The organism is Bradyrhizobium sp. CCBAU 45321 (assembly GCF_028128975.1).
In the GTDB taxonomy this organism is placed as follows: Bacteria; Pseudomonadota; Alphaproteobacteria; order Rhizobiales; family Xanthobacteraceae; genus Bradyrhizobium; species Bradyrhizobium yuanmingense.
In genome coordinates this window covers 329831-352773 of record NZ_LFKZ01000125.1, presented here as the reverse complement: position 1 = coordinate 352773, position 22943 = coordinate 329831, and the positions used below count along the sequence as shown (strand labels likewise).

The window sequence follows — 22943 nt, the reverse complement described above, 5'->3', positions numbered from 1 at the left end:
CTCGCCCTGGTCATCGACATTAAAGGACGGGCGGTCGGCGCGCGGCGGAGTCGGGGCCGGACGCGTGCGCGGCGGCACTGCTGCCGGGTTACCCTCGGTGGCACGGGTGCTGGCGCGGCGGAAGGCATCGCCGCTCGAGCCGGAGCGGGCGCCGCCACCGGGACGCGAGGCCTCGCGGGCTCGCTGGGCGGCCTCCGATTCGACCTTGCGGACCGCCTCCTCGAGCGACAGCCGTTCCCGGGTGATCTCGGATTCGGAGAGCGGCGGCTGCACACTGCGCAGTTGCGCGATCAGGGCCGTGCGCGCCCGCTCATAGAGCGCGCGACGGCTTTCGCCGGGAGCGTTGGGGTCCAGGGCGGCAATAGCGCGGGCGATCAGCGGATAGTAATCAGCCATTTCTACTCAACTATACGCGCGTCCCGGTAAGATATCGTTAAGCCTCAAACGGATTTTGCACCAGGATAGTATCTTCGCGTTCCGGGCTGGTGGAAAGCAGCGCGACCGGACATCCCACCAATTCCTCGATCCGCCGGACATATTTGATGGCCTGCGCCGGCAGGTCGGCCCAGGACCGCGCATTGGCGGTCGGCTCCTTCCAGCCCTCGATGGTCTCGTAGATCGGCTCGACCCGGCTTTGCGCGCCCTCGCCGGCCGGGAAATGGTCGATCTCCTTGCCGTCGAGCTTGTAGCCGGTGCAGACCTCAATTGAATCGAAGCCGTCGAGGATGTCGAGCTTGGTCAGCGCCAGGCCATTGATGCCGCAGGTCCGAACCGCCTGGCGGACCAGCACGGCGTCGAACCAGCCGCAGCGGCGCGGACGGCCGGTATTGGTGCCGAACTCGCGGCCGCGCTCGCCGATCTTGCGGCCGATCTCGTTGTCCTGCTCGGTCGGGAACGGGCCCTGGCCGACGCGGGTGGTGTAGGCCTTGCACAGGCCGAGCACGTAGCCGACCGCGCCCGGCCCGAGGCCGGCGCCGGTCGCGGCCTGGGCCGCCACTGTGTTGGACGAGGTGACGTAGGGATAGGTGCCGTGGTCGACGTCGAGCAGCGCGCCTTGCGCGCCCTCGAACAACATGCGCTTGCCGGCGCGCCGCTCGATATCGAGCAGCCGCCAGACCGTCTCGGCATAGGGCAGAAGCTGCGGCGCCATCGCCATCAGCTCCTTCAGGATCACCGCGCCGTCGAATTCCGGCAGGTTGAGGCCGCGGCGCAGCGCGTTGTGGTGCGCCAGCAGGCGGTCGATCTTGTGCGGCAGCGTCTGATGATCGGCAAGATCCATCAGGCGGATGGCGCGGCGGCCGACCTTGTCCTCATAGGCCGGGCCAATGCCGCGGCGGGTGGTGCCGATCGCGGTGGCGGCGCTGGCGGATTCGCGGTGCGCGTCGAGTTCGCGGTGCAGCGGCAGGATCAGCGTGACGTTTTCCGCGACACGCAGGTTGTCGGGGCCGACATCGACGCCCTGCGACCTGAGCCTGGCGACCTCGTCGAGGAAGGCGGCGGGGTCGAACACGACGCCGTTGCCGATCACCGACAGCTTGCCCTCGCGCAGCACGCCGGAGGGCAGGAGCGCGAGCTTGTAGGTCTTGCCGTTGATCACCAGAGTGTGGCCGGCATTGTGGCCGCCCTGGAAACGGACGACGATATCCGCCTGCTCCGACAACCAGTCGACGATCTTGCCCTTCCCTTCGTCGCCCCACTGGGCGCCGACGACGACAACATTGGCCATTCGCGGGTAATCCTGTTCAATCTGTCTCTAGAAGGCATGATCCTCGCGGAAAACCGGTGCCCACTTTTCCGGGATCACGCCTGCGCCCAGCCCAATCGGCAGCCGGAGCCGCCCGCACGCAAGGCAGCCAACCGGATAAAGGAAGCAGCCTCTCTAGGCAAGCAAGAACGGGGCCTTTTCGGGGTCCAACGTCCGGTCCAAGCCCTTGATATCCGCGGAAAATCCCGAACCCTGGCAGGCCGGCGCAACAGCTTCGACCAAAGCGGGAGAGGCCGCCTTCGCCGCCAGCATGGTCGCGATGCGCCCGTCCCCGTTGATGCAACCTCGTTTTCCGTGTCTTTGGACCTGCCGGGTGATCAGCCGGCCCGGACCTCGCCGGGCCGGAGGGCTCGGCGTACTCGACGCGGGGCTCAACCATCACAATGTCCGCCACCGGCCAGACCACGCCCGCGGAAACATCCGGCCACAGCTGGATCGCCAACCAGCCTTACCTGCTGCTCAGCATCACCGCGCTGTGCTGGGCCAGCAACGCCATCGTCGGGCGGCTCGCGGCCGGCCACATTCCGCCGGTGACGCTGTCGTTCCTGCGCTGGTTCTTTGCCTTCCTGCTGGTGCTGCCGTTCGCCTTCAAGCACCTTGTGCAGGACTGGCCGGCGATCCGCGGCAAGCTCGGCCTGATGGTCACGCTCTCGGTCACCGGCATCGGCGCCTTCAACACGTTGCAATATTGGGCCCTGGAGCACACCCAGGCGCTCAACACGCTGCTGCTGCAGTCGGCCGCGCCGTTGCTGGTGGCGCTGTGGTCGCTGGTCATCCTCGGCATTCGTCTCACCGCCGCGCAGGCCTTCGGCGTGCTGCTGTCGATGTGCGGCGTGCTGACCATCCTGCTGCACGGCGATTTCACCACGCTGTCGAGCATCGACTTCAACAAGGGCGACCTGATCTTCCTGCTCGCGCTCCTGATCTTCGCGCTCTATTCGGTGCTGTCACTGAGGCGGCCGCCGATGCACGGCCTCTCGTTCCTCGCCTTCACCTTCGGCTGCGGCGCCGCCTGTCTCATTCCGCTGGAGATCTGGGAACTGTCCGCGCGCCCGGTGATGAAGCTCGACGGGCCGAATCTCTTGACCCTGTTCTACGTCGCCGTCTTCCCCTCGACGCTCGCCTATCTCTGCTTCAATCGCGGCGTGCGCCTGATCGGCGCCAACCGCGCCGCACCGTTCTTCCACGTCGTGCCGGTGTTCGGCTCGATCATGGCGATGGCGTTTCTGGGCGAGCACCCGCAGGCGTTCCACTTCATCGGTTTCGCATTGGTGCTGGCCGGCGTGTTCGCGGCGTCGCGAAAGCAGGCAAGTTAGGCGCAGCATTCATCCAAATACGCAGGTGCCTCTTACCCTCCCCTGGAGGGGGAGGGTCGGCTCACATGGAGCGCAGCGAAATGTGAGACGGGGTGGGGTGACGGTCTCTCCACGTTCGACACTGCCCGAGTGAGAGACCACCCCACCCCGCTCGCGCTACGCGCGATCGACCCTCCCCCTCCAGGGGAGGGTGAGCAAGCCTGCCCCGCTACTTCGTCTTGAACTTGCTGTAGGCCTCGCTCGTCGCGATGATCAGGTGCTCGGCGCAGGCGTTGACGCGATGCGGATCGGCTTCGCGCTCGTAGGCTTGCGAGGTTATCATGTCGAGAAAGGCCGAGACGGACGGGTAACGGACCAGCGCGACGAAGTCCCAATCGTTGCCCGCGTGCGGACCGAGTGCGACCGCCTTGCCTTCACCGGTCCAGAGCAGCGTGCCGCCGCGCGCCTTGATCATCGGCACCGTGATCGCACTGTAGCGCAAGTATGCGTCCCAGCCCGACCCGTCGCCATCGCGCGAGCGCGCGTGGAAGCGCATCAGGTTCAGCATCACCACCGGCGCATTCGGATCGAGCCGCTCCAGGCCCTCGATGTTCAACATATTGACCGCCAATGGCACCTCCTTAAGGCTCGGCTGCATTGTAGCATTGCGGCGCTATGACTTGTGCCATCGCGGCAATCGGGCGCAAGTTGCATCCAACGCCCATGACGACCGCTTCGCCCGCGCCACCGGCCGCCAATCCGGCCAGCTGGCTCAACAACCAGCCTTATCTGCTGCTCAGCCTGACCTCGCTGTTCTGGGCCGGCAACATCGTGCTCGCGCGCCATGTCGGGGCGCATGTGCCGCCGCTGACGATCACCACGATCCGCTGGTTCGGCGTGTTCCTGATCCTGTTGCCGTTCGCCTGGCCACATCTGAAGCGCGACTGGCCTGCCTTGCGCCAGAGCATGCCATTGATGCTGTTCCTGTCGCTGGTCGGCTTTGCCTTCAACAACGCGATCTCGTACTGGGCGCTGCAATACACCGAGGCGCTGAACGCGCTGCTGATCCAGTCGGCGGGTCCGCTGTTCGTGGCGCTGTGGTCGCTGGTGCTGTTCGGCGTGCGGCTGACCGGCGCGCAGCTCGGCGGCATCGCGATCTCGCTGCTCGGCGTGCTGATCATCATCCTGCGCGGCGATCTCGCGGCGCTGGCAAGCATCAGCTTCAACAGGGGCGACATCATGTTCGCCTCCTCGCTGGTGGCGTTCGGGCTCTATTCGGCCTTCATCCCGCGGCGACCGAAGATCCACCAGCTCTCGTTCCTGTCCTTCACCACCTGCTGCGGCGCGACGATGCTGCTGCCGACGGCGATCTGGGAGGCGGCGAGCGGCAGCGTGCTGCAATTCGACACGATCACGCTGGCGACGCTGGGCTACATCCTGATCTTTCCCTCCACCCTCGCCTATCTCTTCTTCAACCGCGGCGTGGCGCTGATCGGGCCGAACCGGGCGGCGCCGTTCTTCCATCTGGTGCCGGTGTTCGGCTCGGCGCTGGCGATCGTGCTGCTGGGCGAGAAGCTCCAGCCGTTCCACCTGATCGGTTACGCGCTGGTGCTCGCCGGAGTCGTGCTTGCATCGCGGCGGGGCTCGGCGATGACATAATTCCGCGCGACGGACGCGGTCACGACCTATAGCCATCTTCCGATTCCCCTTTGGACCAGCTAGGTTCCCCGCCAACCAAAAAGAGGGAACGACCGACATGATTTCAGGGCTGATTCGAAACCTGCGGACCGTCGCCGCGACCGCGCTATGCCTCACGGCAGCCTCCACCGCTCACGCCGACACCTATCCCAGCCGCAACATCACGCTGGTGCTGCCCTTCGCGGCCGGCAGCGGCACCGACACCACGACGCGGCTGATTTCGCAGCATCTGTCGCAGGCGCTCGGCGTCGGCATCGTGATCGAGAACAAGGCCGGCGCCAACGGCATGCTCGCAGCCACCCATGTCGCGAAGGCCGCTCCCGACGGCTACACGCTGCTGGTGACGACCAACACCACGCATTCGGCCAATCCCTATCTGCTCAAGAGCCTGACTTACGATCCGGTGAAGGATTTCACCCCGATCGCCCGCACCGGCGATCTGCCCTTCATGCTGGTCATCAATCCCGAGGTGCCGGCCAAGACGGTCGGAGAGCTGGTGGCCTACGGCAAGGCCAATCCGGGCAAGCTGAGCTACGCCTCGGGCTCGTCGGCGGCGATCGTGTCGGGTGCGACCTTCGCGCACAATGCCGGGCTCGACCTGCTGCACGTGCCCTACAAGAGCTCGCCGCCGGCGCTCAACGACGTCATGGGCGGCCGCGTGTCGATGATGTTCGTCGACATCCTGACCGGCCTGCCCCATGTCAACGGCAACGCCCTGCGCGCGCTCGCCGTCACCACCAAGAACCGCACGCCGCTGGTGCCACACCTGCCCTCGATGCAGGAGGCCGGCGTGCCGGACTTCGACATCACGTCCTGGCAGGGCTATTTCGGCCCGGCCGGCATGCCGAAGGAGATCGTGACCCGGCTCAACACCGAGATCCGCAAGATCATCGAGAACCCGGAGATCAAGGCCAAGCTCGCCACGCTCGGCATGGACGCTTTTTCCGGCACGCCGGAGCAGCTCGGTACTTTCGTGAACGAGCAGCTGGTGCTGTGGGAAAAGCTGATCGCCAACGCGAAGATCGAGAAGCAGTGACGCGGTCTTGTGTCCTGGACGCGCTGCAGCGTGAAACGCTGCTGCGCAGAGCCGGGACCCAGATTGCCGCTAGCATGGGCCCCGGCTCTGCAGCGCACCGCTGCACCGGACGATGCTTCGCATCGCCGGGGAAGCGCTGCGCTGCGTCCGGGGCACGAGATCGTGTGCTCGCGCATTCTCCGTCATGGCCGGGCTTGTCCCGGCCATCCACGCAGCCGCACATGCCGCGCCCAAGAACGTGGATGCCCGGGACAAGCCCGGGCATGACGACGGCGTAGAGTTTTTGCGCGACGAGTTACGCCGCGCGGACCTTGGCGAGGAAGCCGTCGACGGCATCGCGCAGCGCGCCGGACTGGGTGTCCAGCTCGCGGGCGTTGGTGAGCACATCGCGGGCCGCGCTGCCGGTCGCTTCGGCGGCCGAGGTGACGCTGCCGATATGGGCGTTGATTTCACTCGAGCCGGCCGCGACCGACTGGATGTTGCGGGCGATCTCGCGCGTCGCCTCGCCCTGCTGCTCGATCGATACGGAAATGCCGGCGGTGATCTCGCTCATCTCGGCGATCGTCTGGGTGATGCCGGAGATGGCCGACACCGCGTCGCTGGTCGAGGTCTGCATCGCCGCGACCTGGGCGGAGATCTCCTCGGTCGCCTTCGCGGTCTGGTTGGCGAGCGCCTTGACCTCGGAGGCGACCACGGCGAAGCCGCGGCCGGACTCGCCGGCACGCGCCGCCTCGATGGTGGCGTTGAGCGCGAGCAGGTTGGTCTGCGCCGCGATCGAGTGAATGAGCTTGACCACCTCGCCGATCTTCTCGGCACCGGTGGAGAGCTCCTGCACCGTGGCGTTGGTGCGCTCGGCATCGCTAACGGCACGGCTCGCAACTTCAGTCGAGCGCGTCACCTGGCGGGAGATTTCCGCAACCGAGCTCGACAGCTCTTCGGCGGCGGCCGCAACGGTGCCAACATTGCCGGACGCCTTCTGCGAGGCGGCACCGACGGTCGCCGCGCGCGAGGAGGCATCGCTGGCGGTCGCGGTCATCGATTGCGCCGTGGTCTGCATGCCGGCTGCGGCCGAGGAGACCGAGCGGACGATGCCGTTGACGCTGCGTTCGAAGTCGTTGGCGATCTCCTCCATGGCGCTGCGGCGTTCCGCCGCGGCGTGTTCCTTGGCGTCCGCCTCGGTCTTCTCGAGGTCGCGGATGCGAACCGCGTTGTCCTTGAAGATCTGCACGGTCGATGCCATCGCGCCGACCTCGTCGCCGCGGCCGACGCCCGGAATATCACCCTCGAGCTTGCCGTCGGCGAGATCCTTCATCCGGGTGCCGAGCAGGCCGAGCGGAGCACTGATGCTGCGGCCGATCATCCAGGCGACGCTGCCGGCAACGATGACGATGCCGAGCACGGCGAGGCCGAGCAGCCAGTAGACCGGACCCATCTTGGCGTCGATATCATCCAGATAGGCGCCGGTGCCGAGATACATATCGAAGCCGGGGATCGCGACGGCGTAACCGACCTTGCGGATCGGCGTTTCCTGGCCGGGCTTCATATATTCATAGTGAAGCAGTATCTCGCCGTTGGCTTTGACGCCGTTCATCAATTCCAGCGACAGCTTGCGGCCGTTGGTCACGACGTCCATTCGGTTGGTGCCGATCACCTTCGGATCGGGCGCAAGCTGGGTGAGACCGTCATAGGACGTGCCGAACAGGTAGCCGGCACCCTTGTCATAGGTCATCGCGTTGCCGTAGCGGCGAAGCTCGGCCATCGCGGCGTCCTTCGTCATCTCGCCGGCATCGACGCGCTTCTTCAACGCGGCGGCATAGTTGCGCGCCAGCTCGACGATCGCCTTGGCCTGGTCGATGCGCGCATTCACCATCTCGCGCTTCATCAGATAGCCGGCGAGAACTCCGGAGATGCAGAGGCCGAACAGCGTGACTCCGACGAGAATGCCAAGCTTCGAGGCGATCTTCAGATTGCTCAACTTCACGGGGTTAGCTCCGGCAATATTGGGGTACGGGCGCACGACGAGATCGATCAAATTCGAATCAAGTCTTAGTGGCGGAGCCCTTAGCAAGTTACTTACGCACCTCCGTAGAAGCCCGGGGCTTGCACGGAAAAACGGAAATATACGTCGCCCGCAACAACCGTGAATTGTACGCACTTGCCCGAATTTCGCGTAAAAGACGCAAAGGCCCGCTCGTCGAGGCGGACCACGACAAGAAACCAAATCGGGAGCAGAGAATGCCGAAATACAGGGTGGTGACGCCGAAGGGTGCGAGCTTCACGGTCGCCGGCAGCGATTATTCCTATGAGCGCGAGGCGCTCGATCCGATCGATGCCGAGATCATCGAGGCGCCCGCCGACGAGGCCGGGTTCATCGCCGCCGCGAAGAACGCCGACGCGATCTACGCCAAGGGCATCCCGATCACCAAGTCGATCATCGACGCGCTCGAGAGCTGCAAGGTCATCACGCTCGGCTCGGTCGGCGTCGACAGCGTCGACGTCAAGGCCGCCACGGCCCGCGGCATTCCCGTCACCAACATCCCCGACACTTTCATCGAGGAGGTCGCCGACCACGCCATGATGCTGCTGCTCGCCGGCTTCCGCCGCTTGGTCGAGCAGGACCGCATGGTGCGCGATGGCCGCTGGGCCGAGGGCCGGCCGGCGCTTTTGAAGATCCCGAGACTGATGGGCCAGACGCTCGGCTTCATCTCGTTCGGCCGGGTTGCGCGTGCGGTCGCGAAACGCGCCGCGCCTTTCGGCCTGCGCATGATGGCCTACGACCCCTTCATCCAGGAAACGCTGATGTACGAGCACGGCGTGATCCCGGCGACACTGAACGAGGTGCTGTCGCAATCCGACTTCGTCTCGATGCATGCCCCGGCGCGACCCGAGGTGCATCACATGCTGACCGAGAAGCACTTCCGGCAGATGAAGAAGGGCTCGATCTTCATCAACACCGGCCGCGGTGCCACCGTGGACGAGGAGAGCCTGATCAAGGCGCTGCAGGAGGGCTGGATCGCGCACGCCGCCCTCGACGTGCTGGAAAAGGAGCCGCCCTCGCACAACAATCCCCTGCTCGGCATGGAGAACGTGACCCTGACCGCCCATGTCGCCTCGGCCTCGGCACGGTTCGACGAGGCGCGCAAGCGCCGGGTGGGCTACGAATTGTCACTGGTGCTCCAGGGCATGTGGCCGGTAAGCTGCGTCAATCCGTCGGTGCTGCAGAACACCGCGCTCCGCCGCTGGCAGCCCGTCAGCATGGACCGCGGGCCGAACAGCTAGGCGGGCGGCGCAGCAAGCGCCCACGACCGAAACGGCCCTTCACCGGCGATCAACGCCGGGAAGGGAGACATCATAGGGAGGTACTGATGAGGAACGACATCACACGTCGTGATGCCTTGGCGCTGGGCCTGTCCGCTGCAACGCTCGCGGCCACCGGTGCTGCAGCGCAAACATCCGCTATCAAGGCTGCCGACGTCCCGGCACCCAAGCGCGAGATCGAAAAGGGCGCGTCCTTGCGCATGCTGCGCCCGGTGCGCTTTGTCCAGGCGGACGAGGACGTGTTCCGCGCCAATGCGGCAAAGTTCACCAAGGACACCGGGGTCGAGGTCAAGGTCGACTTCGTCGGCTGGGAGGACATCAACCAGCAGACCGCGGTGACCTCGAATTCCGGCGCCGGCCCCGACATCATCATCGGCTTCTCCGACGCGCCTCACATCTACATCGACAAGCTGATCGAGCTCACCGACGTCGCCGACTATCTCGGCAAGAAGTACGGCGGCTGGCTGCCGCTGGCGCAACGCTACGGCAAGAAGAACAAGAGCGAGTCCTGGATCGGACTGCCGTTCGGCGCCACCGCAGGTCCCCTGATCTACCGCAAGTCGGTCCTGCAATCGGTCGGCTTCGACAAGGTTCCGGAAGATCATGCCGGCGTGCTCGACCTCTGCCGCAAGCTGCAAAAGGCCGGCAAGCCGGCCGGCTTCGCGCTCGGCAACGCCAAGGGCGACGGCAACGGCTTCGCCAACTGGGCGCTGTGGTCGCACAACGCCTCGCTGCTCGACGAGGAGGGCAACGTCACCATCAACAGCAAGGAGACGATCGCCGCGCTCAACTGGGTCAAGGAGCTGTATCCGACCTTCATCGCCGGCACGCCGTCCTGGAATGACGTCAGCAACAACCGGGCCTATTCCTCGCAGGAGATCGCGCTGACCGCTAACGGCGTCTCACTGTACTTCTCGCTGAAGAACGACCCGGCCACCAAGGCCATCGCCGAGGACAGCGAGCATCAGCTGCTGCCCAAGGGCCTGGCCAAGGTCTCGCCGATGGCGGGCCTGACGCTGAACGCCATGGTGTTCAAGCACAGCCCGTACCCCAATGCCGCCAAGGCCTTCCTGCAATACATGCTGGAGAAGGACCAATACGAGCCGTGGCTCAACGCCAATTCCGGCTATTGGTCGCAGCCGCTGGCCGCCTATGCCGAGGCCGCCGTGTGGTCGCAGGATCCGAAGGTGAGCCTGTTCAAGAACACGATGAACAGCACTTACTATGACGGCTACAAGGGGCCGATCTCGACGGCGACCGGCGCGGTCAGCGCCGATTACGTGCTGATTCAGATGTGCGCGTCCGTCGCCACCGGCGCCGCCACGCCGGAAGCCGCAGCTGCGGAAGCCGAGCAACGCTGCAAACGCTACTTCCGGCGACAGCGGTAGAGACCGTCATTGCGAGCGAAGCGAAGCAATCCAGAGACTCTCCGCAGATACAGTCTGGATTGCTTCGTCGCTTCGCTCCCTCGCAATGACGACGTGAAAGCCTAGAACAGGACAACACACTAATGTCCGTGACCACCCTTTCCTCCCACGCACTGGCGCAACGGCAGCCGAACTGGATCGTGCGCCTGTTCGACTACAAGCCGTTCCTGATCGTGATGTGCCTCGCGCCCGCGCTCGGGCTGCTCACGGTATTCCTGACCTACCCGCTCGGCCTCGGCGTCTGGCTCGCCTTCACCGACACCACGATCGGCCGCCGCGGCATCTATGTCGGGATCGAGAATTTCCAGTACCTGCTCACGGACCCCTTGTGGTGGAACGCGGTGTTCTACAGCGTGTTCTACACGGCCGTGGCGACCTTCGGAAAATTCGCGCTCGGCTTCTGGCTCGCCCTGCTGCTCAACAACCATTTCCCGTTCAAGAGCCTGCTGCGCGCCATCGTGCTGCTGCCCTGGATCGTGCCGACCGTGCTGTCGGCGCTGGCATTCTGGTGGATCTACGATCCGCAGTTCTCGATCATCTCCTACCTCCTGGTCGACGTGCTGCATTGGCGGGACAGCAATATCGACTTCCTCGGCTCGCCCTGGCCGGCGCGGTTCTCGCTGATCGCCGCCAACATCTGGCGCGGCATTCCCTTCGTCGCGATCTCGCTGCTGGCCGGCTTGCAGACCATCTCGCCCTCGCTCTACGAGGCCGCGATGCTGGACGGCGCCAGCGCCTGGCAGCGCTTCCGCTACATCACCTTCCCGATGATGCTGCCGATCCTCGCCATCGTCATGACATTCTCGATCATCTTCACCTTCACCGACTTCCAGCTGGTCTACGCCATTACCCGCGGCGGTCCGGTGAACTCGACCCACCTCTTGGCGACGCTGGCGTTCCAGCGCGGCATCGCCGGCGGCGAGCTCGGCGAAGGCGCGGCGATCGCGGTGTCGATGATCCCGTTCCTGGTGTTCGCGACACTGTTCTCCTATTTCGGCCTGGCGCGCCGCAAATGGCAGCAGGGAGAGGCCAATGACTGAAACCGCCGCGCAATCGACCGTCGCGGACGCAAAAGCGCCGCCCGACACCATGGCCTGGGATTCCGGGCTGCGGCGGCTGATGATGATCTATCTGCCGCTCGGCTGCTTCGTTCTGATCCTGCTGTTTCCGTTCTATTGGATGGCGATCACCTCGTTCAAGCCGAACGCGGAGCTGATGAACTACCGGGACAACAACCCGTTCTGGATCTCCTCGCCGACCCTGGCGCACATCAAGCATCTGTTGTTCAACACCGCCTATCCGCAATGGCTGAAGACGACGATGCTGGTCGCGATCGGCTCGACCACGCTGTCGCTGATCGCGAGCACGCTGGCGGCCTACGCGATCGAGCGCCTGCGCTTCCGCGGCAGCCCCTATGTCGGCCTCGGCATCTATCTCGCCTATCTGGTGCCGCCGTCGATCCTGTTCATTCCGCTCGCCACCGTGGTGGTGCAGTTCGGCCTGTTCGACTCGCCGCTGGCCCTGATCCTGGTCTATCCGACCTTCCTGGTGCCGTTCTGCACCTGGCTCCTGATCGGCTATTTCAAGTCGATTCCCTACGAGCTCGAGGAATGCGCGCTGGTCGACGGCGCCACGCGCCTGCAGATCCTGCGCCGGATCACGCTGCCGCTCGCCGTGCCCGGGCTGATCTCGGCCGGCATCTTCTCCTTCACGCTGTCCTGGAACGAGTTCATCTACGCCCTCGCCTTCATCCAGAGCGGCGCCAACAAGACCGTGCCGGTCGCGATCCTGACCGAGCTCGTCACCGGCGACGTCTATCAATGGGGTGCGCTGATGGCGGGATCGCTGCTTGGCTCGCTCCCGGTCGCGATCTTCTACTCGCTGTTCGTGGATTACTACGTGTCCTCGCTGACGGGTGCGGTGAAGGAGTAGCCCCGCTCTCTCGTCCCCCTCTCCCCGTTCTCACGGTCTGCAGGCGGGGAGAGGCGAAGAGCGCTGCGGCCTTTGGCCCGGCTTCACAATACTGCAACATGCGATCCGCATAAGCGTTGCGTCCGCCAACAGGAGACGCACATGCGCGCGACCTTTCTTTGCACCGTCGCCACGATCATCCTCACCGCGAGCACAGCGCTCGCGCAGAGCGAGGGCGAATTTCCCGCCAAGCTCGCCGGCCACGCGGTGATGCCGGCCGAAACCTTCATCGAGGCGCCGGCTGATGCCCCCGCCGATCTCAAGGCAGCGGGCAAATATACCACCGGCAAGCGGGTCGACGCGCTCGGCACCGTGATGGGTAAGTCCTTCGAGCGTCCGACCGGCGTGTCGCTGCCGTTCAAGGGCCAGCCGCTGCAGGGCCATTCCGGCATCAAGACCCTGCCCGACGGCACGTTCTGGGTCCTCACCGACAACGGCATGGGCGCGCGCGCCAACTCGCCGGATTCGATGCTGTACCTCAACCGCTACAAGATGGACTGGGCCAGCGGCAAGATGGAGCGGCTGGAGACCATCTTCCTGCACGACCCCGACAGACGCGTCCCCTTCCGCATCGTGCATGAGGACACCCAGAAGCGCTATCTCACCGGCTCCGATTTCGACACCGAAGGTTTCCAGATCGTCGGCGACACCTTCTGGATCGGCGACGAGTTCGGCCCCTACGTCCTGAAGGCGGACAAGTCAGGCAAAATCCTCGGCGTGTTCGATACGGTCGCCGACGGCAAGCCGGTGCGCTCGCCCGACAATTGGGCGGTGGGGACGCCGGCCGCGCCGGGCGCGACCTACACCAATGTCAATCTCCGCCGCTCCCGGGGCTATGAGGGCTTCGCCGCGTCGAAGGACGGCAAGTTCCTCTACGGCCTGCTCGAGGGACCGCTGTGGGATGCCGACAAGAAGGACTGGGAGAAGGTCGACGGCAAGGAGGCCTCGCGCATCCTCGAATTCGACGTCGCTGCGGAGAAATTCACCGGCCGCTACTGGCACTATGTGTTCGAGCAGAACGGCAACGCCATCGGCGACTTCAACATGATCGACCAGGCCTCCGGCCTCGTCATCGAGCGCGACAATGGCGAAGGCACCGCCGACAAGGCCTGCCCGCAGGGCCAGCGCGGCGAGAACTGCTTCCCCGACCTCGCCAAGTTCAAGCGCGTCTACAAGATCGAGCTGACCGACGCCAATGTCGGCAAGCCCGTGCGCAAGATCGGCTATATCGACCTGATGAAGATCAGGGATCCCGACAAGAAGGCGAAGAAGCCGCTCAACGACGGCGTCTACACTTTCCCGTTCTTCACCATCGAGAACGTCGATCGCGTCGACGACACCCACATCATCGTCGGCAACGACAACAACCTGCCGTTCTCCTCCAGCCGCGATCCCAACAAGGCCGACGACAACGAATTCGTGCTGCTCGAGGTTGCGGATTTCCTGAAGGCGAAGTGAGCACTCCGCCATTCCTTCCTCTCCCGCATTTCGCGGGAGAGGAAGTCGTGCCATCATCGGCCATCGAACTTCACGCCGATCTTAATGTGCATGGTCGCATAGGTGATCTCGGGCGGCACCGGCGGAAATGGCTGGGCCTGACGCACCATGGCCATGGCCTGAGCATCGAGCACTGCGACTCCCGATGAGCCGCCCACGCGACTTGACAACACTTGCCCACCGCGACCGAGGGCAAGGTTCAGCGTCACGATCCCATTTTGTCCGTTTGCGCTCTTCGGGTATTGGTGGAACCGCATGAGATGCGCGCGGACCCGCTGGTTATAAGTCGCCATCATCGATGCTACTGAACCTGCATTCACTGCGGACGCCAGCGGGGCTTCACGCTCCGCGCGCGGCGGTGCGCTGGTGTGCGGTGCCGGAAGCGCATCCGACGGCTTCCGGGCGTCGGGGCGCACCGCCTTGGGCTTCGCCGGGGCGGACTTCTCCACGGGAGTCACTTTCGCAGGCTCGGGCTTCGGCGGGCTCGGCTCGAGCTTCTGTTCCGGTGGAGCCACCACATCCGGCTGCTCCTGCGGCGGTGTCGGCGGGATCATTTCCTCGACAGCCTGCTGCTGCACCGGCTCGGGCGGTGACGCATCCGCCTGCTGCATCGTCGGTCCCGGCGCGATGTCCAGCGGCATCGACCGCGGTGCCGACGTCTCCGGCGTCATGTCGATCAGGATGGCCGGCAGGTTGACGCCCTCGTCCGGCACCTGCTTCAGCAAGTTCATCGCAAGCAGCGCGGCGCCGAGATGCAACGCCACGATCATCGTCGCCGAGGCGCCCCAGGGCGCGCCCTCCCGCTCGTCAAGCGGCTGATGCAAGGCAAAGGCGTTCGCGGCCATCAGCTGCGTCCGTCGAGCCCGACGAGGGCGACCTTGAGATAGCCGGCGTTGCGCAAGGTGTTCATCACCTCCATCAGGTCGCCATAGGACACGGCCTTGTCGGCGCGCAGATAGATGCGCTCGTCCTTGCGGCCCTTGGTGGCGGCGACGAGCGAGGTGCTAAGCGCGTCGCGAGCGACGATATCCTCGCCCACAGCGATCGAAAGGTCCGGCTTGACGGTGACGAAGACCGGCTTGTCGGGCCGCGGTGCCGGCTCGGCCGCCGTTGCCGGCAGATCGACGCCGATGTCGACCGTGGCAAGCGGCGCCGCCACCATGAAGATGATCAGCAGCACCAGCATGACGTCGATGAACGGGGTGACGTTGATCTCGTGGGTGACCTCGAGTTCGCTCGCCTCGCCGCGCGAGCCGAGCTTCGATGTCCCGAGCCTGGCGGCCATGGCCTACTCCGCCGCCCGGGCCAGACGGAAATGGCCGTGGTCGCGCTGGCGGCTCACCAGCAGCATCAGCTGCGCCGAGGCGTCGCCGAGCAAAGCGCGGTAATTGGCGATGCCACGGACGAGATGATTGTAGATCACGACCGCCGGGATCGCGGCGACGAGACCGAGCGCCGTCGCTAGCAGTGCCTCTGCAATGCCGGGCGCGACCACCGCAAGGCTGGTGGTATGGCTCTCGGAGATGCCGATGAACGAATTCATGATGCCCCAGACGGTACCGAACAGACCGACGAACGGCGCGATGGCGCCGATGGTCGCGAGCACGCCGGTGCCGCGCGCGATCTGCCTGGACATCGCCGCTTCGACCCGCTCCAGCCGTAACGCGACGCGTTCCTGCAGGCGGTCGTCGAGAATGCCGCCGGAGAGCTCGGCCTCCCTGGCGCAGGACTGGATCAGCTGCGCGACCGCGTCGCGCGCGTCGCCGGCCCGCGCGGATGCCTCGGCCAGAGTCATGTTGCCCTCGAGCGCACGCGTCCGCTCGAGAGCAAGCGATGCCTTGCGACGCAGCTCGATGGTCTTGGCGAGCCACACGGTCCAGGTGACCAGCGAGGCGATGGCGAGGCCGACCATCACGATCTTCACGACGATGTCGGCACCCAGGAACATGCCCCAGGGCGACAGATTGCGCGGCAACAGCGCAGCGTCGATCGCAAGCGCCGGTGCCGGCACGAGCGCCAGTGCGCTTGCAAGGATCACATGGCGAAGCGTGGAATTGCTCTGCATCCTGATCTCCCGACAAATGGAAGTTACGCCGGAGGCTTCGCCGCTATCCGGTCCGCAAGCTGCCGGAATCGCGTCAGCTGATCCGCCCGCAGCGCCCTCGTCTCGTCGCGGCCGACGAAGACCTTGAACATGATGCCGCCGTCGGCGTTCACGAAGGCGACGAAGGCCGAGGACTTGCCCATGAAGGGCCGCTCGACGAAGGCAATTCCCGCGCAGCGCTCGTGACGGAGATGGCCGTGCAGGCCCTTTGGCTGCATCAGGTTGAAATAGCCGCGGCCGATCTCGCCCGCGGGAACGGTCCCGGTGAACTCGAAGATCGCATCATCGGTGTGGACGATCAGCGTGACCTCGCCCCATTCCGCGATGTCCTGCATGGCGGCGGCAAAATGTTCGCCGCTCCCGATGCGCACCATTGACGGCGGCAACGCCTCGATCACCGCGCGCGGCGTGACGCTGCGCTCGCGCGCGACGTCCTCGATCACGGCACCCGGATTGTCCGCCATATGCGCCTTGAGATCGGCGAGATCGGTGCTCAGCATGTCCGGCTTCCTTTCGTCATCGGCCGCGATCAGGCCGCCGCGCTCGCCTTGCGCTCGGTCATGATGACCTCGAAGCCTTCGAACTTGGGGTGACCAAGATAGAGGCTCTCGCCGGTCTTGTTGTCGGCGCGCGCATGAGCGCGGCGGAATTCCTCCGATCGTGTCCAGGCCTCGAAAGCCGCCTTGTCGACCCACACCGTATGCGAGGAGTACAGCGTGTGGTCCTCGGCGACCGGCCCCTTGAGCAGATGGAATTCGACGAACCCCGCCATGCTGCCGAGATAAGACTCGCGGGTCCGCCAGACGGTTTCGAACGCGGCTTCCGAGCCGGGCTTCACCTGGAAGCGATTCATGGCGATGAACATTCGACTTTTCTCCTGTGACTTGTAAATCGGCAGTTGCCGATCGGATATTTCAGAACGGGTCGAAAGCCACGCTGACGCATCAGCGTGGCTTTCGAGATCGGCAAGGCATAACCTCCGGTGTCTCCCTCAGGTGCCGCCAAAGTGGTACTTGAGACCACCCTTGATCACGAGCCCAGCACCGGCGCTCGCCCACTTCACGTCGTTTTGCGTGTCGCCCGTGCTGCCGACCGGAATGGCGTACGGGCGATAGTAGCGGTTGAAGAGGTTCTCGACGGAGAAGTTGAGCGTGAGATCCGGCGTCGGATGATACTGCGCGTAGAGATTGACGAGGTCGTACGACGTTGCCGGCGTGTAGGTCCGGGGGATGTCGTAATTGGCGAGTGCCGACGTCCACATCATCGAAAGGATGAGGGTACGGTCGAGCAGACGCACGCCGGCCGTCGTCGTGATCTTCTGCGGCGGAATGCTGTAGAGACCGAATCCGGTCTGGAGATTTTTTCCAGTCTGATAGGTCCCGGAGAGGCCGAAGAACCACAGGTTCGCGTCATACATCGCCTCGGCCTCGACGCCTTGAATGAGCGCGGACGCCACGTTCTGATACTGTAGGAACGGGAGCACCGTGATCGATGGTGCCGGTGGCGGCCCGGTCGGGACCACGAGCGGGTTTCCGTACGCGACCTGGTCGATGAAGTCGCTGATGTCGTTGCGGAACACGTTGATCTTGCCGCGCAGCGTGTCGCCTGCCGTGAACAGATCGTTCTTCTTGATGTTGAAGCCGATCTCCTTGTTCTTGCCGACCTCGGGGCGCAGGTTTGGATTGGGCACGAAGCAGAAGGTCGAATCCGCGCCCGGTCCCGGCGTGCCCGACGGACAGCGGAAGAACGAGTCGTTGACCGTCGCGCCGGCATGCGGCCCGCTCACCAGCGTCTCCGTGATCGAGGGCGCCCGGTAGCCTTCTGCGTAGCTGGCATAGGGGGTCACGACCGCGGTCGGAACGAGAGCAACCGTGATCTTCGGCGAGAGGCGATCGCCGCCCGACGACGAGGACGCCGAGGAAAGCTGATAATTGTCGTAACGGAGCGCACCGATCACCTCGAGCATCGAAGTGTAGTTCGCCCGCCACTGCACGAAGCCGCCAGACACCGTGCGCTGGCCGCCGGGCGTCGTCACTTCGGCGGTACCCGTCCTATCCTGCGTAGATACTTTGTCCTGAAAGGCGTCCAGGCCGTATGTCACCGCGTGACGCCAGCTTCCAGTGTCGAACCGCGTCGTATTGTGCACGTCGACACCGATTGTATCGAGCAGATAGCCGCGGTTGCTCCCGATGCACCCCGAAACGGCATTGCCCGGCACGCCGCCGCAATAAACGGACGGGGTCGTGCTGGTATGTCTCGTCTTGACCTGATCGTTCTCGGTGCGATTCCAGTAGATCTTCGCATCCCAGTCGAACCATTGATCATCCGGCTGCGAGTATTTCCAGCCGAGCGTCGTGGTGTAATTCTTCACGTTGGAGGCGTAGATCGACGTGCCGTTGAGATTGTTCGTACCGTTCGCATTGGTCGAATTGGGATCGCCCGCGCGTCGCGGCGGCTGGCCAAGGCTGTAGATGTCTTCCTGGAAGATGGCGCCGAGCTTGACCTCGTGACCGTCCGCCGGCCGCACCGTCAGCTTGGCGATGCCGCTGCTCAGACGGTTGCCGGTGTTTGCGACTTCGTAGCCGGTACCGTCCTTGTAGCTCTCCTGCGTCGAATAGGTGCCGCCTGCGAACACGTCGACATTCGGATTGACGTGCACGCCGCCGAAGGCCGAGCCGAGCGCACGTCCATAATTGCTGCCGAGGATGGTTTTCACGTCGACGCCCCAGCGCTCTCCCACGCGGACAACGTCCTCGATGTCCTTGGTGCGGAACGAGGCCACGCCGCCGATCGCCCCGGAGCCGTAGATGTTCGCGGTCGGGCCGCGCACGATGTCGATGCCGCTGATCAGTTCCGGATTGAGGAAGAACGAACCATTGGCGAAATGACCGGTGCGCTGGTAGTTCTGCCGCGCGCCGTCGACCACGACGGCAACACGGCCGAAATCCTGAAGGCCGCGGATGTTGATCGAGGTCGACGGCTCGTCGCCGCGGTGCTGAACCCATACGCCGGGAACGTTGTAGATAAGATCGCCGACGGTGCTGGCCTGACGGGCTTCGATCTGCTCGGACGTCACGACACTGACCGGCGCAAGTGCGTCGACGGCTCGCTCTTCTGTCTTGGTCGCCGCAACCGTGATGGTGTCGAGCACTTGAACCGGCGAGGCGCCGCCCGCCTGCGCGCGGGCGTTCATCACCTCGGGCGCGGCCTGCTGCGCAACTTGGGGCGCCTGCTTGCGCTTGGTCTGCTTTGGCTTTTCCGACGACGCGTTTTCACTCTGCGGCGATGCGGTCTGCGCGAGACTGCCCTCCGCCGTCATTGCCGCAATTGAAACCACCGACGCGCCCAAAATCAGGGCGCGCGAATACCTAGCCCCGTCAGCCATACCAGCCCCAGCCTGCACTTCACTTTAGTTTTTGATGTCGTCTGGCTGGCGCGCGCTCGCAACGCGAGCGACTGGCTGGCTGATTGTCTCAAGAGGCGGGCGAGTTCCCCGCTGTCGGAAATGGTTACGTGGCAACACTCTGACGGTCAATGACATCGGGTTACAGTTTATATCGATTGTAAACTGCGACGGTTGGAATGCGCTTGGCGCCACCTGTACAAACGGGCGGTACCCCAGCTTTCGAAAGCGCATCACACCGACAATGTCAGCAACATCAGGAGACAGCAGCGGCAGCGCGGCAGGACCGGCACAAAGGCCTTCTGCAGCAACGCGAACTCTCACCATGCGCGGCAGCCGCATCGACAGCCGCGAGCTGTTTGCCGCCGAGCGCGAGATCATCATTGCGCATGGCGAGGACAGCTATCGTCTCCGCCTGACCTCGCAGAACAAGCTGATCCTGACGAAGTAACTGCAATGACATGTTGCCGCACCCTCGCCCGTCTCCTGCTCTCCGGCGGACTCGCGTTCGCGTCTGCTGCGCACGCCGCGGGCATCACCGTGCATGACGCGCGCAATCGCGACGTCACTGTTACCGATTTTGCCCGCACGGTGTCGATCGGCGGCGCCATCACCGAGATCCTCTATGCGCTGGGATTGGAAAGCCGGCTGGTCGGCGTCGACACAACGAGCCTCTATCCGGCGGCGGCACTGCAAGACAAGCCGAATGTCGGCTATGTGCGCCAGATCTCGGCCGAAGGCGTGCTCGGTCTCAACCCGACGCTGATCCTGGCGATCCAGGGCTCGGGCCCGCGCGAGACCATGGACATCCTGGAGACGGCGAAGGTGCCGCTGGTGCTGGTGCCCGAGACCTTTTCCGAGGAAGGCCTGATCGAGAAGATCAAGCTGGTCGGCCATGCCATGGGCGTTGATGCGCGTGCCGAATGTCTCAGCGCCGCGGTCGGCGCCGATCTTGCACAGCTCCGTGCCCTGCGCGCCAAGGTAACGAAGCCGGTGCGGGTGATGTTCGTGATGTCGCTCCAGAACGGGCGGGCGATGGTGGCGGGCCACAAGACCGCGGCGGATGAAATCATCCAGCTCGCGGGCGCTGCCAACGCGGTCGAGGATTACGACGGCTACAAGGTCATCAGCGACGAGGCGATCGTGGCCGCAAAGCCCGATGTCGTGCTGTCGATCGAGCGCGGCAAGGATTCGCTGCAGGCCGATGCAGTCTACACGCATCCCGGCTTTGCGCTGACGCCGGTCGCGGCCAACAAAAGTTTCATTGCCATGGACGGGCTTTATCTGCTCGGTTTCGGGCCGCGCACCGCGGCGGCGGCGCGCGATCTCTCGGTCAAGCTCTACCCGGCCTTGGCCGAGGGCGGCGCGTTCGCGTCGGCGCTGTCGACGGCGAATTGCCGGCAATGAGCGTAGCGGTCGGGATCAAAGCACGGAGCCCGCGACACAGCGCGGGACGGCGGGCCGCATCGTTCGCGATTCCCCTTCTGCTCGCGGTGCTCCTGGTCACCGCGATCGCCGCTCTGACGGTCGGCGCCGCCGGCATCCCACTCTCCCGGCTGCCATCCGCGCTGGGCTTGGCCGGCGAAAGCACGGCCATGACGGCCCGCGACCAGCTCGTGCTGTGGTCGATCCGCATTCCCCGGATCGCGGCGGCGGCGATGATCGGCGGCCTGCTTGCCGCGGCCGGCGCGATCATGCAGGGGCTGTTTCGCAACCCGCTCGCCGATCCCGCCCTGGTCGGCGTCTCCAGCGGCGGCGCGCTCGCAGCCGCGAGCGCGATCGTCTTCACCGATTCCCGCTTCGGCGAGGCGCTGCGCTTTCTCCAGACCGAGCTGTTGCCGCTGGCGGCCTTCGCGGGGTCGCTGGCGACCACCGCAATCCTCTACGGCATCTCCAGCCGCTCGGGGCGCACCTCGATCGCGATCTTCCTGCTCGCCGGCGTCGCCATCACCGCGATCGCCAATGCGGGCATCGGCCTCCTGGTATTCATCGCCGACGACCGTCAGCTGCGCGACATCACGTTCTGGATGCTGGGCTCGATGAGCGGCGCGACCTGGACCAAGGCCGCCGTGCTCGCGCCGGTGCTCATTGCCGGACTCGCAGGCTGCGTCTTCATCGCGCGCGGCCTCGACCTGCTGGTGCTCGGCGAGGCCGACGCCTTTCACGGCGGCGTCGACGTCGAGCGCCTGAAGCGGATCTCGATCGTGATGGTCTCGGCCATGACCGGCGTCGCTGTGTCGATCAGCGGCGTGATCGGCTTCGTCGGCATCGTCGTGCCGCATCTGCTCCGTCTCGTGATCGGCCCGGCGCATCGCCTGCTGCTGCCGGCCTCGGTGCTGTCAGGCGCGATCCTGATGGTCGGGGCCGACACGCTGGCGCGCACCATCGTGGCGCCCGCGGAGATGCCGATCGGCATCCTGACGGCGGCCGTCGGCGCACCCGTCTTTCTCTTCATCCTGCTGCGGCAGCGCGGGCTCGCCGCGCTATGACCGCAGTGCTCGAAGCACGACACTTAGGCAAGCGCGCCGGCCGCGCGACATTGCTTGACGGCGTCAGCCTAACGGTTGCGGCCGGCGAGATGATCGCCATCATCGGCCCGAACGGCGCCGGCAAGTCGACGCTGCTGCGGCTGCTCTCCGGCGATCTCCGCCCGAGCGCCGGAGAGGTACGGCTCAAGCAGCGCGACATCGGCAGCTTCGCGCCGCGCGAGCTCGCCGCGCGCCGCGCGATGCTGTCTCAGCACATCAACGTCACCTTCCCCTTCACCGTCGAGGAGATCGTGCTGATGGGCGCGGGCGAGCGCAGCTTGCGCGAGGCCGGCCCGCTCGTCGACGCCGCGCTGGACGAGGTCGGGCTTTCTCATTTCCGCGAACGGCAATTGCCGACGCTGTCAGGCGGCGAGCAGCAGCGCGCCCATTTCGCCCGCGTGCTGGTGCAGCTCGCCTGCGGCGAGGCCAAGCACGGCCCCGGGCTCTTGCTACTGGACGAGCCGACATCGAGCCTCGATCTGCGCCACCAGATCGACCTCGTCGAAGCGGCGCGCCGCCGCGCGGCAGCCGGCACCGCCGTGATCGCGATCCTGCACGATCTCAACCTCGCGATCCGCTTTGCCGACCGGCTCGTCGTGCTGGCCGGCGGCAGGCTCGCCGCGGACGGTCCGCGTGCCGATGTCGTCACGCGGGAGAGGATCCGGGATATTTTCGAGATCGACGCGGACGTGCATCAGGTTGACGGCGTGCCTTATGTGCTGCCGCAGTCGATGCGGGCTGCGGGGCAAGCTGAACTGCCGCCACGGTGAAGGTGCGCTCCCTCGCCCCGTTCTTACGGGGAGAGGGTTGGGGTGAGGGGCCTCTCTCCACACGCGAGATGGTCGAGAGACCTGTACCCCCTCACCCGGATTGCATCTTCGATGCAATCCGACCTCTCCCC

At 65.2% G+C, this 22943-nt stretch carries 21 protein-coding genes and 1 pseudogene; 12 read left to right on the top strand and 10 right to left on the bottom strand.

The window, feature by feature from the left end:
- Together ACM43_RS23380 and ACM43_RS23375 are read right to left on the bottom strand one after the other, a co-directional pair.
- Positions 1–396: pseudogene (locus tag ACM43_RS23380) on the bottom strand (hypothetical protein); the annotation flags it as partial.
- Between the two features lie 37 nt (positions 397–433).
- Positions 434–1726: an adenylosuccinate synthase gene (locus tag ACM43_RS23375; RefSeq protein ID WP_057028019.1), complete on the bottom strand. Its 1293-nt coding sequence runs from the start codon at positions 1724–1726 to the stop codon at positions 434–436.
- 422 nt (positions 1727–2148) lie between these two features.
- Here ACM43_RS23375 and ACM43_RS23370 point away from each other — a divergent pair, with 422 nt between their 5' ends.
- Positions 2149–3081 carry a DMT family transporter gene (locus ACM43_RS23370; RefSeq protein WP_271543078.1) on the top strand — a complete coding sequence of 311 codons (933 nt, stop codon included), beginning with the start codon at positions 2149–2151 and terminating at the stop codon, positions 3079–3081.
- A 208-nt stretch (positions 3082–3289) separates the two neighbouring features.
- On the opposite strand, the gene ACM43_RS23365 is transcribed toward ACM43_RS23370, so the two are convergent.
- Positions 3290–3679 (bottom strand): DUF1330 domain-containing protein, encoded by a 390-nt coding sequence (locus ACM43_RS23365; protein ID WP_442869341.1) that lies wholly within the window; start codon positions 3677–3679, stop codon positions 3290–3292.
- 104 nt (positions 3680–3783) lie between these two features.
- Here ACM43_RS23365 and ACM43_RS23360 point away from each other — a divergent pair, with 104 nt between their 5' ends.
- Positions 3784–4719 (top strand): DMT family transporter, encoded by a 936-nt coding sequence (locus ACM43_RS23360; RefSeq protein WP_271543074.1) that lies wholly within the window; start codon positions 3784–3786, stop codon positions 4717–4719.
- A gap of 97 nt (positions 4720–4816) precedes the next feature.
- Positions 4817–5794 (top strand): Bug family tripartite tricarboxylate transporter substrate binding protein, encoded by a 978-nt coding sequence (locus ACM43_RS23355; protein WP_271543072.1) that lies wholly within the window; start codon positions 4817–4819, stop codon positions 5792–5794.
- A 295-nt stretch (positions 5795–6089) separates the two neighbouring features.
- Here the strand turns inward: ACM43_RS23355 and ACM43_RS23350 are convergent, their stop codons facing one another.
- Positions 6090–7775: a methyl-accepting chemotaxis protein gene (locus ACM43_RS23350; protein WP_271543070.1), complete on the bottom strand. Its 1686-nt coding sequence runs from the start codon at positions 7773–7775 to the stop codon at positions 6090–6092.
- 254 nt (positions 7776–8029) lie between these two features.
- Between ACM43_RS23350 and ACM43_RS23345 the strand changes: the two genes are divergently transcribed.
- The 5 genes from ACM43_RS23345 to ACM43_RS23325 all read left to right on the top strand — a co-directional run bounded on the left by ACM43_RS23345 (position 8030) and on the right by ACM43_RS23325 (position 13968).
- Complete coding sequence (locus ACM43_RS23345; RefSeq protein ID WP_271543068.1) at positions 8030–9073, top strand: C-terminal binding protein; 1044 nt, start codon at positions 8030–8032, stop codon at positions 9071–9073.
- Positions 9074–9159: 86 nt separating this feature from the next.
- Positions 9160–10500: an ABC transporter substrate-binding protein gene (locus ACM43_RS23340; RefSeq protein WP_057028022.1), complete on the top strand. Its 1341-nt coding sequence runs from the start codon at positions 9160–9162 to the stop codon at positions 10498–10500.
- A gap of 122 nt (positions 10501–10622) precedes the next feature.
- Positions 10623–11579: a carbohydrate ABC transporter permease gene (locus ACM43_RS23335; protein ID WP_035998865.1), complete on the top strand. Its 957-nt coding sequence runs from the start codon at positions 10623–10625 to the stop codon at positions 11577–11579.
- Positions 11572–12471 (top strand): carbohydrate ABC transporter permease, encoded by a 900-nt coding sequence (locus ACM43_RS23330; RefSeq protein ID WP_370100639.1) that lies wholly within the window; start codon positions 11572–11574, stop codon positions 12469–12471. The genes ACM43_RS23335 and ACM43_RS23330 overlap by 8 nt, the downstream gene beginning before the upstream one ends.
- 141 nt (positions 12472–12612) lie before the next feature.
- Positions 12613–13968 carry an esterase-like activity of phytase family protein gene (locus tag ACM43_RS23325; RefSeq protein WP_271543066.1) on the top strand — a complete coding sequence of 452 codons (1356 nt, stop codon included), beginning with the start codon at positions 12613–12615 and terminating at the stop codon, positions 13966–13968.
- A 53-nt stretch (positions 13969–14021) separates the two neighbouring features.
- On the opposite strand, the gene ACM43_RS23320 is transcribed toward ACM43_RS23325, so the two are convergent.
- The 6 genes from ACM43_RS23320 to ACM43_RS23295 all read right to left on the bottom strand — a co-directional run bounded on the left by ACM43_RS23320 (position 14022) and on the right by ACM43_RS23295 (position 19496).
- The gene (locus ACM43_RS23320) at positions 14022–14852 is read right to left on the bottom strand and encodes a TonB family protein (RefSeq protein ID WP_271543064.1); all 831 of its coding nucleotides are present in this window, start codon (positions 14850–14852) and stop codon (positions 14022–14024) included.
- On the bottom strand, positions 14852–15292 hold the full coding sequence (gene exbD, locus ACM43_RS23315) for a TonB system transport protein ExbD (RefSeq protein ID WP_271543062.1): 441 nt from the start codon (positions 15290–15292) through the stop codon (positions 14852–14854). Before exbD ends, ACM43_RS23320 begins: the two co-directional genes overlap by 1 nt.
- Before the next feature lie 3 nt (positions 15293–15295).
- On the bottom strand, positions 15296–16072 hold the full coding sequence (exbB, locus tag ACM43_RS23310; protein WP_271543060.1) for a tonB-system energizer ExbB: 777 nt from the start codon (positions 16070–16072) through the stop codon (positions 15296–15298).
- 23 nt (positions 16073–16095) lie between these two features.
- Entirely contained in the window at positions 16096–16611 is a 516-nt protein-coding gene (hutX, locus tag ACM43_RS23305) for a heme utilization cystosolic carrier protein HutX (protein ID WP_271543058.1), read from the bottom strand.
- 29 nt (positions 16612–16640) lie between these two features.
- Positions 16641–16976: an antibiotic biosynthesis monooxygenase family protein gene (locus ACM43_RS23300; protein WP_035998838.1), complete on the bottom strand. Its 336-nt coding sequence runs from the start codon at positions 16974–16976 to the stop codon at positions 16641–16643.
- Between the two features lie 126 nt (positions 16977–17102).
- Entirely contained in the window at positions 17103–19496 is a 2394-nt protein-coding gene (locus ACM43_RS23295) for a TonB-dependent hemoglobin/transferrin/lactoferrin family receptor (RefSeq protein ID WP_271543056.1), read from the bottom strand.
- 262 nt (positions 19497–19758) lie between these two features.
- Between ACM43_RS23295 and ACM43_RS23290 the strand changes: the two genes are divergently transcribed.
- The 4 genes from ACM43_RS23290 to ACM43_RS23275 are packed head-to-tail and all read left to right on the top strand — an operon-like array spanning position 19759 to position 22812.
- On the top strand, positions 19759–19965 hold the full coding sequence (locus ACM43_RS23290) for a hemin uptake protein HemP (RefSeq protein ID WP_271543054.1): 207 nt from the start codon (positions 19759–19761) through the stop codon (positions 19963–19965).
- Positions 19966–19970: 5 nt separating this feature from the next.
- A complete protein-coding gene (locus ACM43_RS23285) occupies positions 19971–20921 on the top strand; it encodes a heme/hemin ABC transporter substrate-binding protein (protein WP_271543052.1) in 951 nt (316 codons plus the stop codon).
- Positions 20918–22003, top strand: a complete 1086-nt coding sequence (locus ACM43_RS23280; RefSeq protein WP_271543050.1) for a FecCD family ABC transporter permease — start codon at positions 20918–20920, stop codon at positions 22001–22003. Before ACM43_RS23285 ends, ACM43_RS23280 begins: the two co-directional genes overlap by 4 nt.
- The gene (locus tag ACM43_RS23275; protein ID WP_157286871.1) at positions 22000–22812 is read left to right on the top strand and encodes a heme ABC transporter ATP-binding protein; all 813 of its coding nucleotides are present in this window, start codon (positions 22000–22002) and stop codon (positions 22810–22812) included. Before ACM43_RS23280 ends, ACM43_RS23275 begins: the two co-directional genes overlap by 4 nt.
- Positions 22813–22943: the final 131 nt, after the last annotated feature.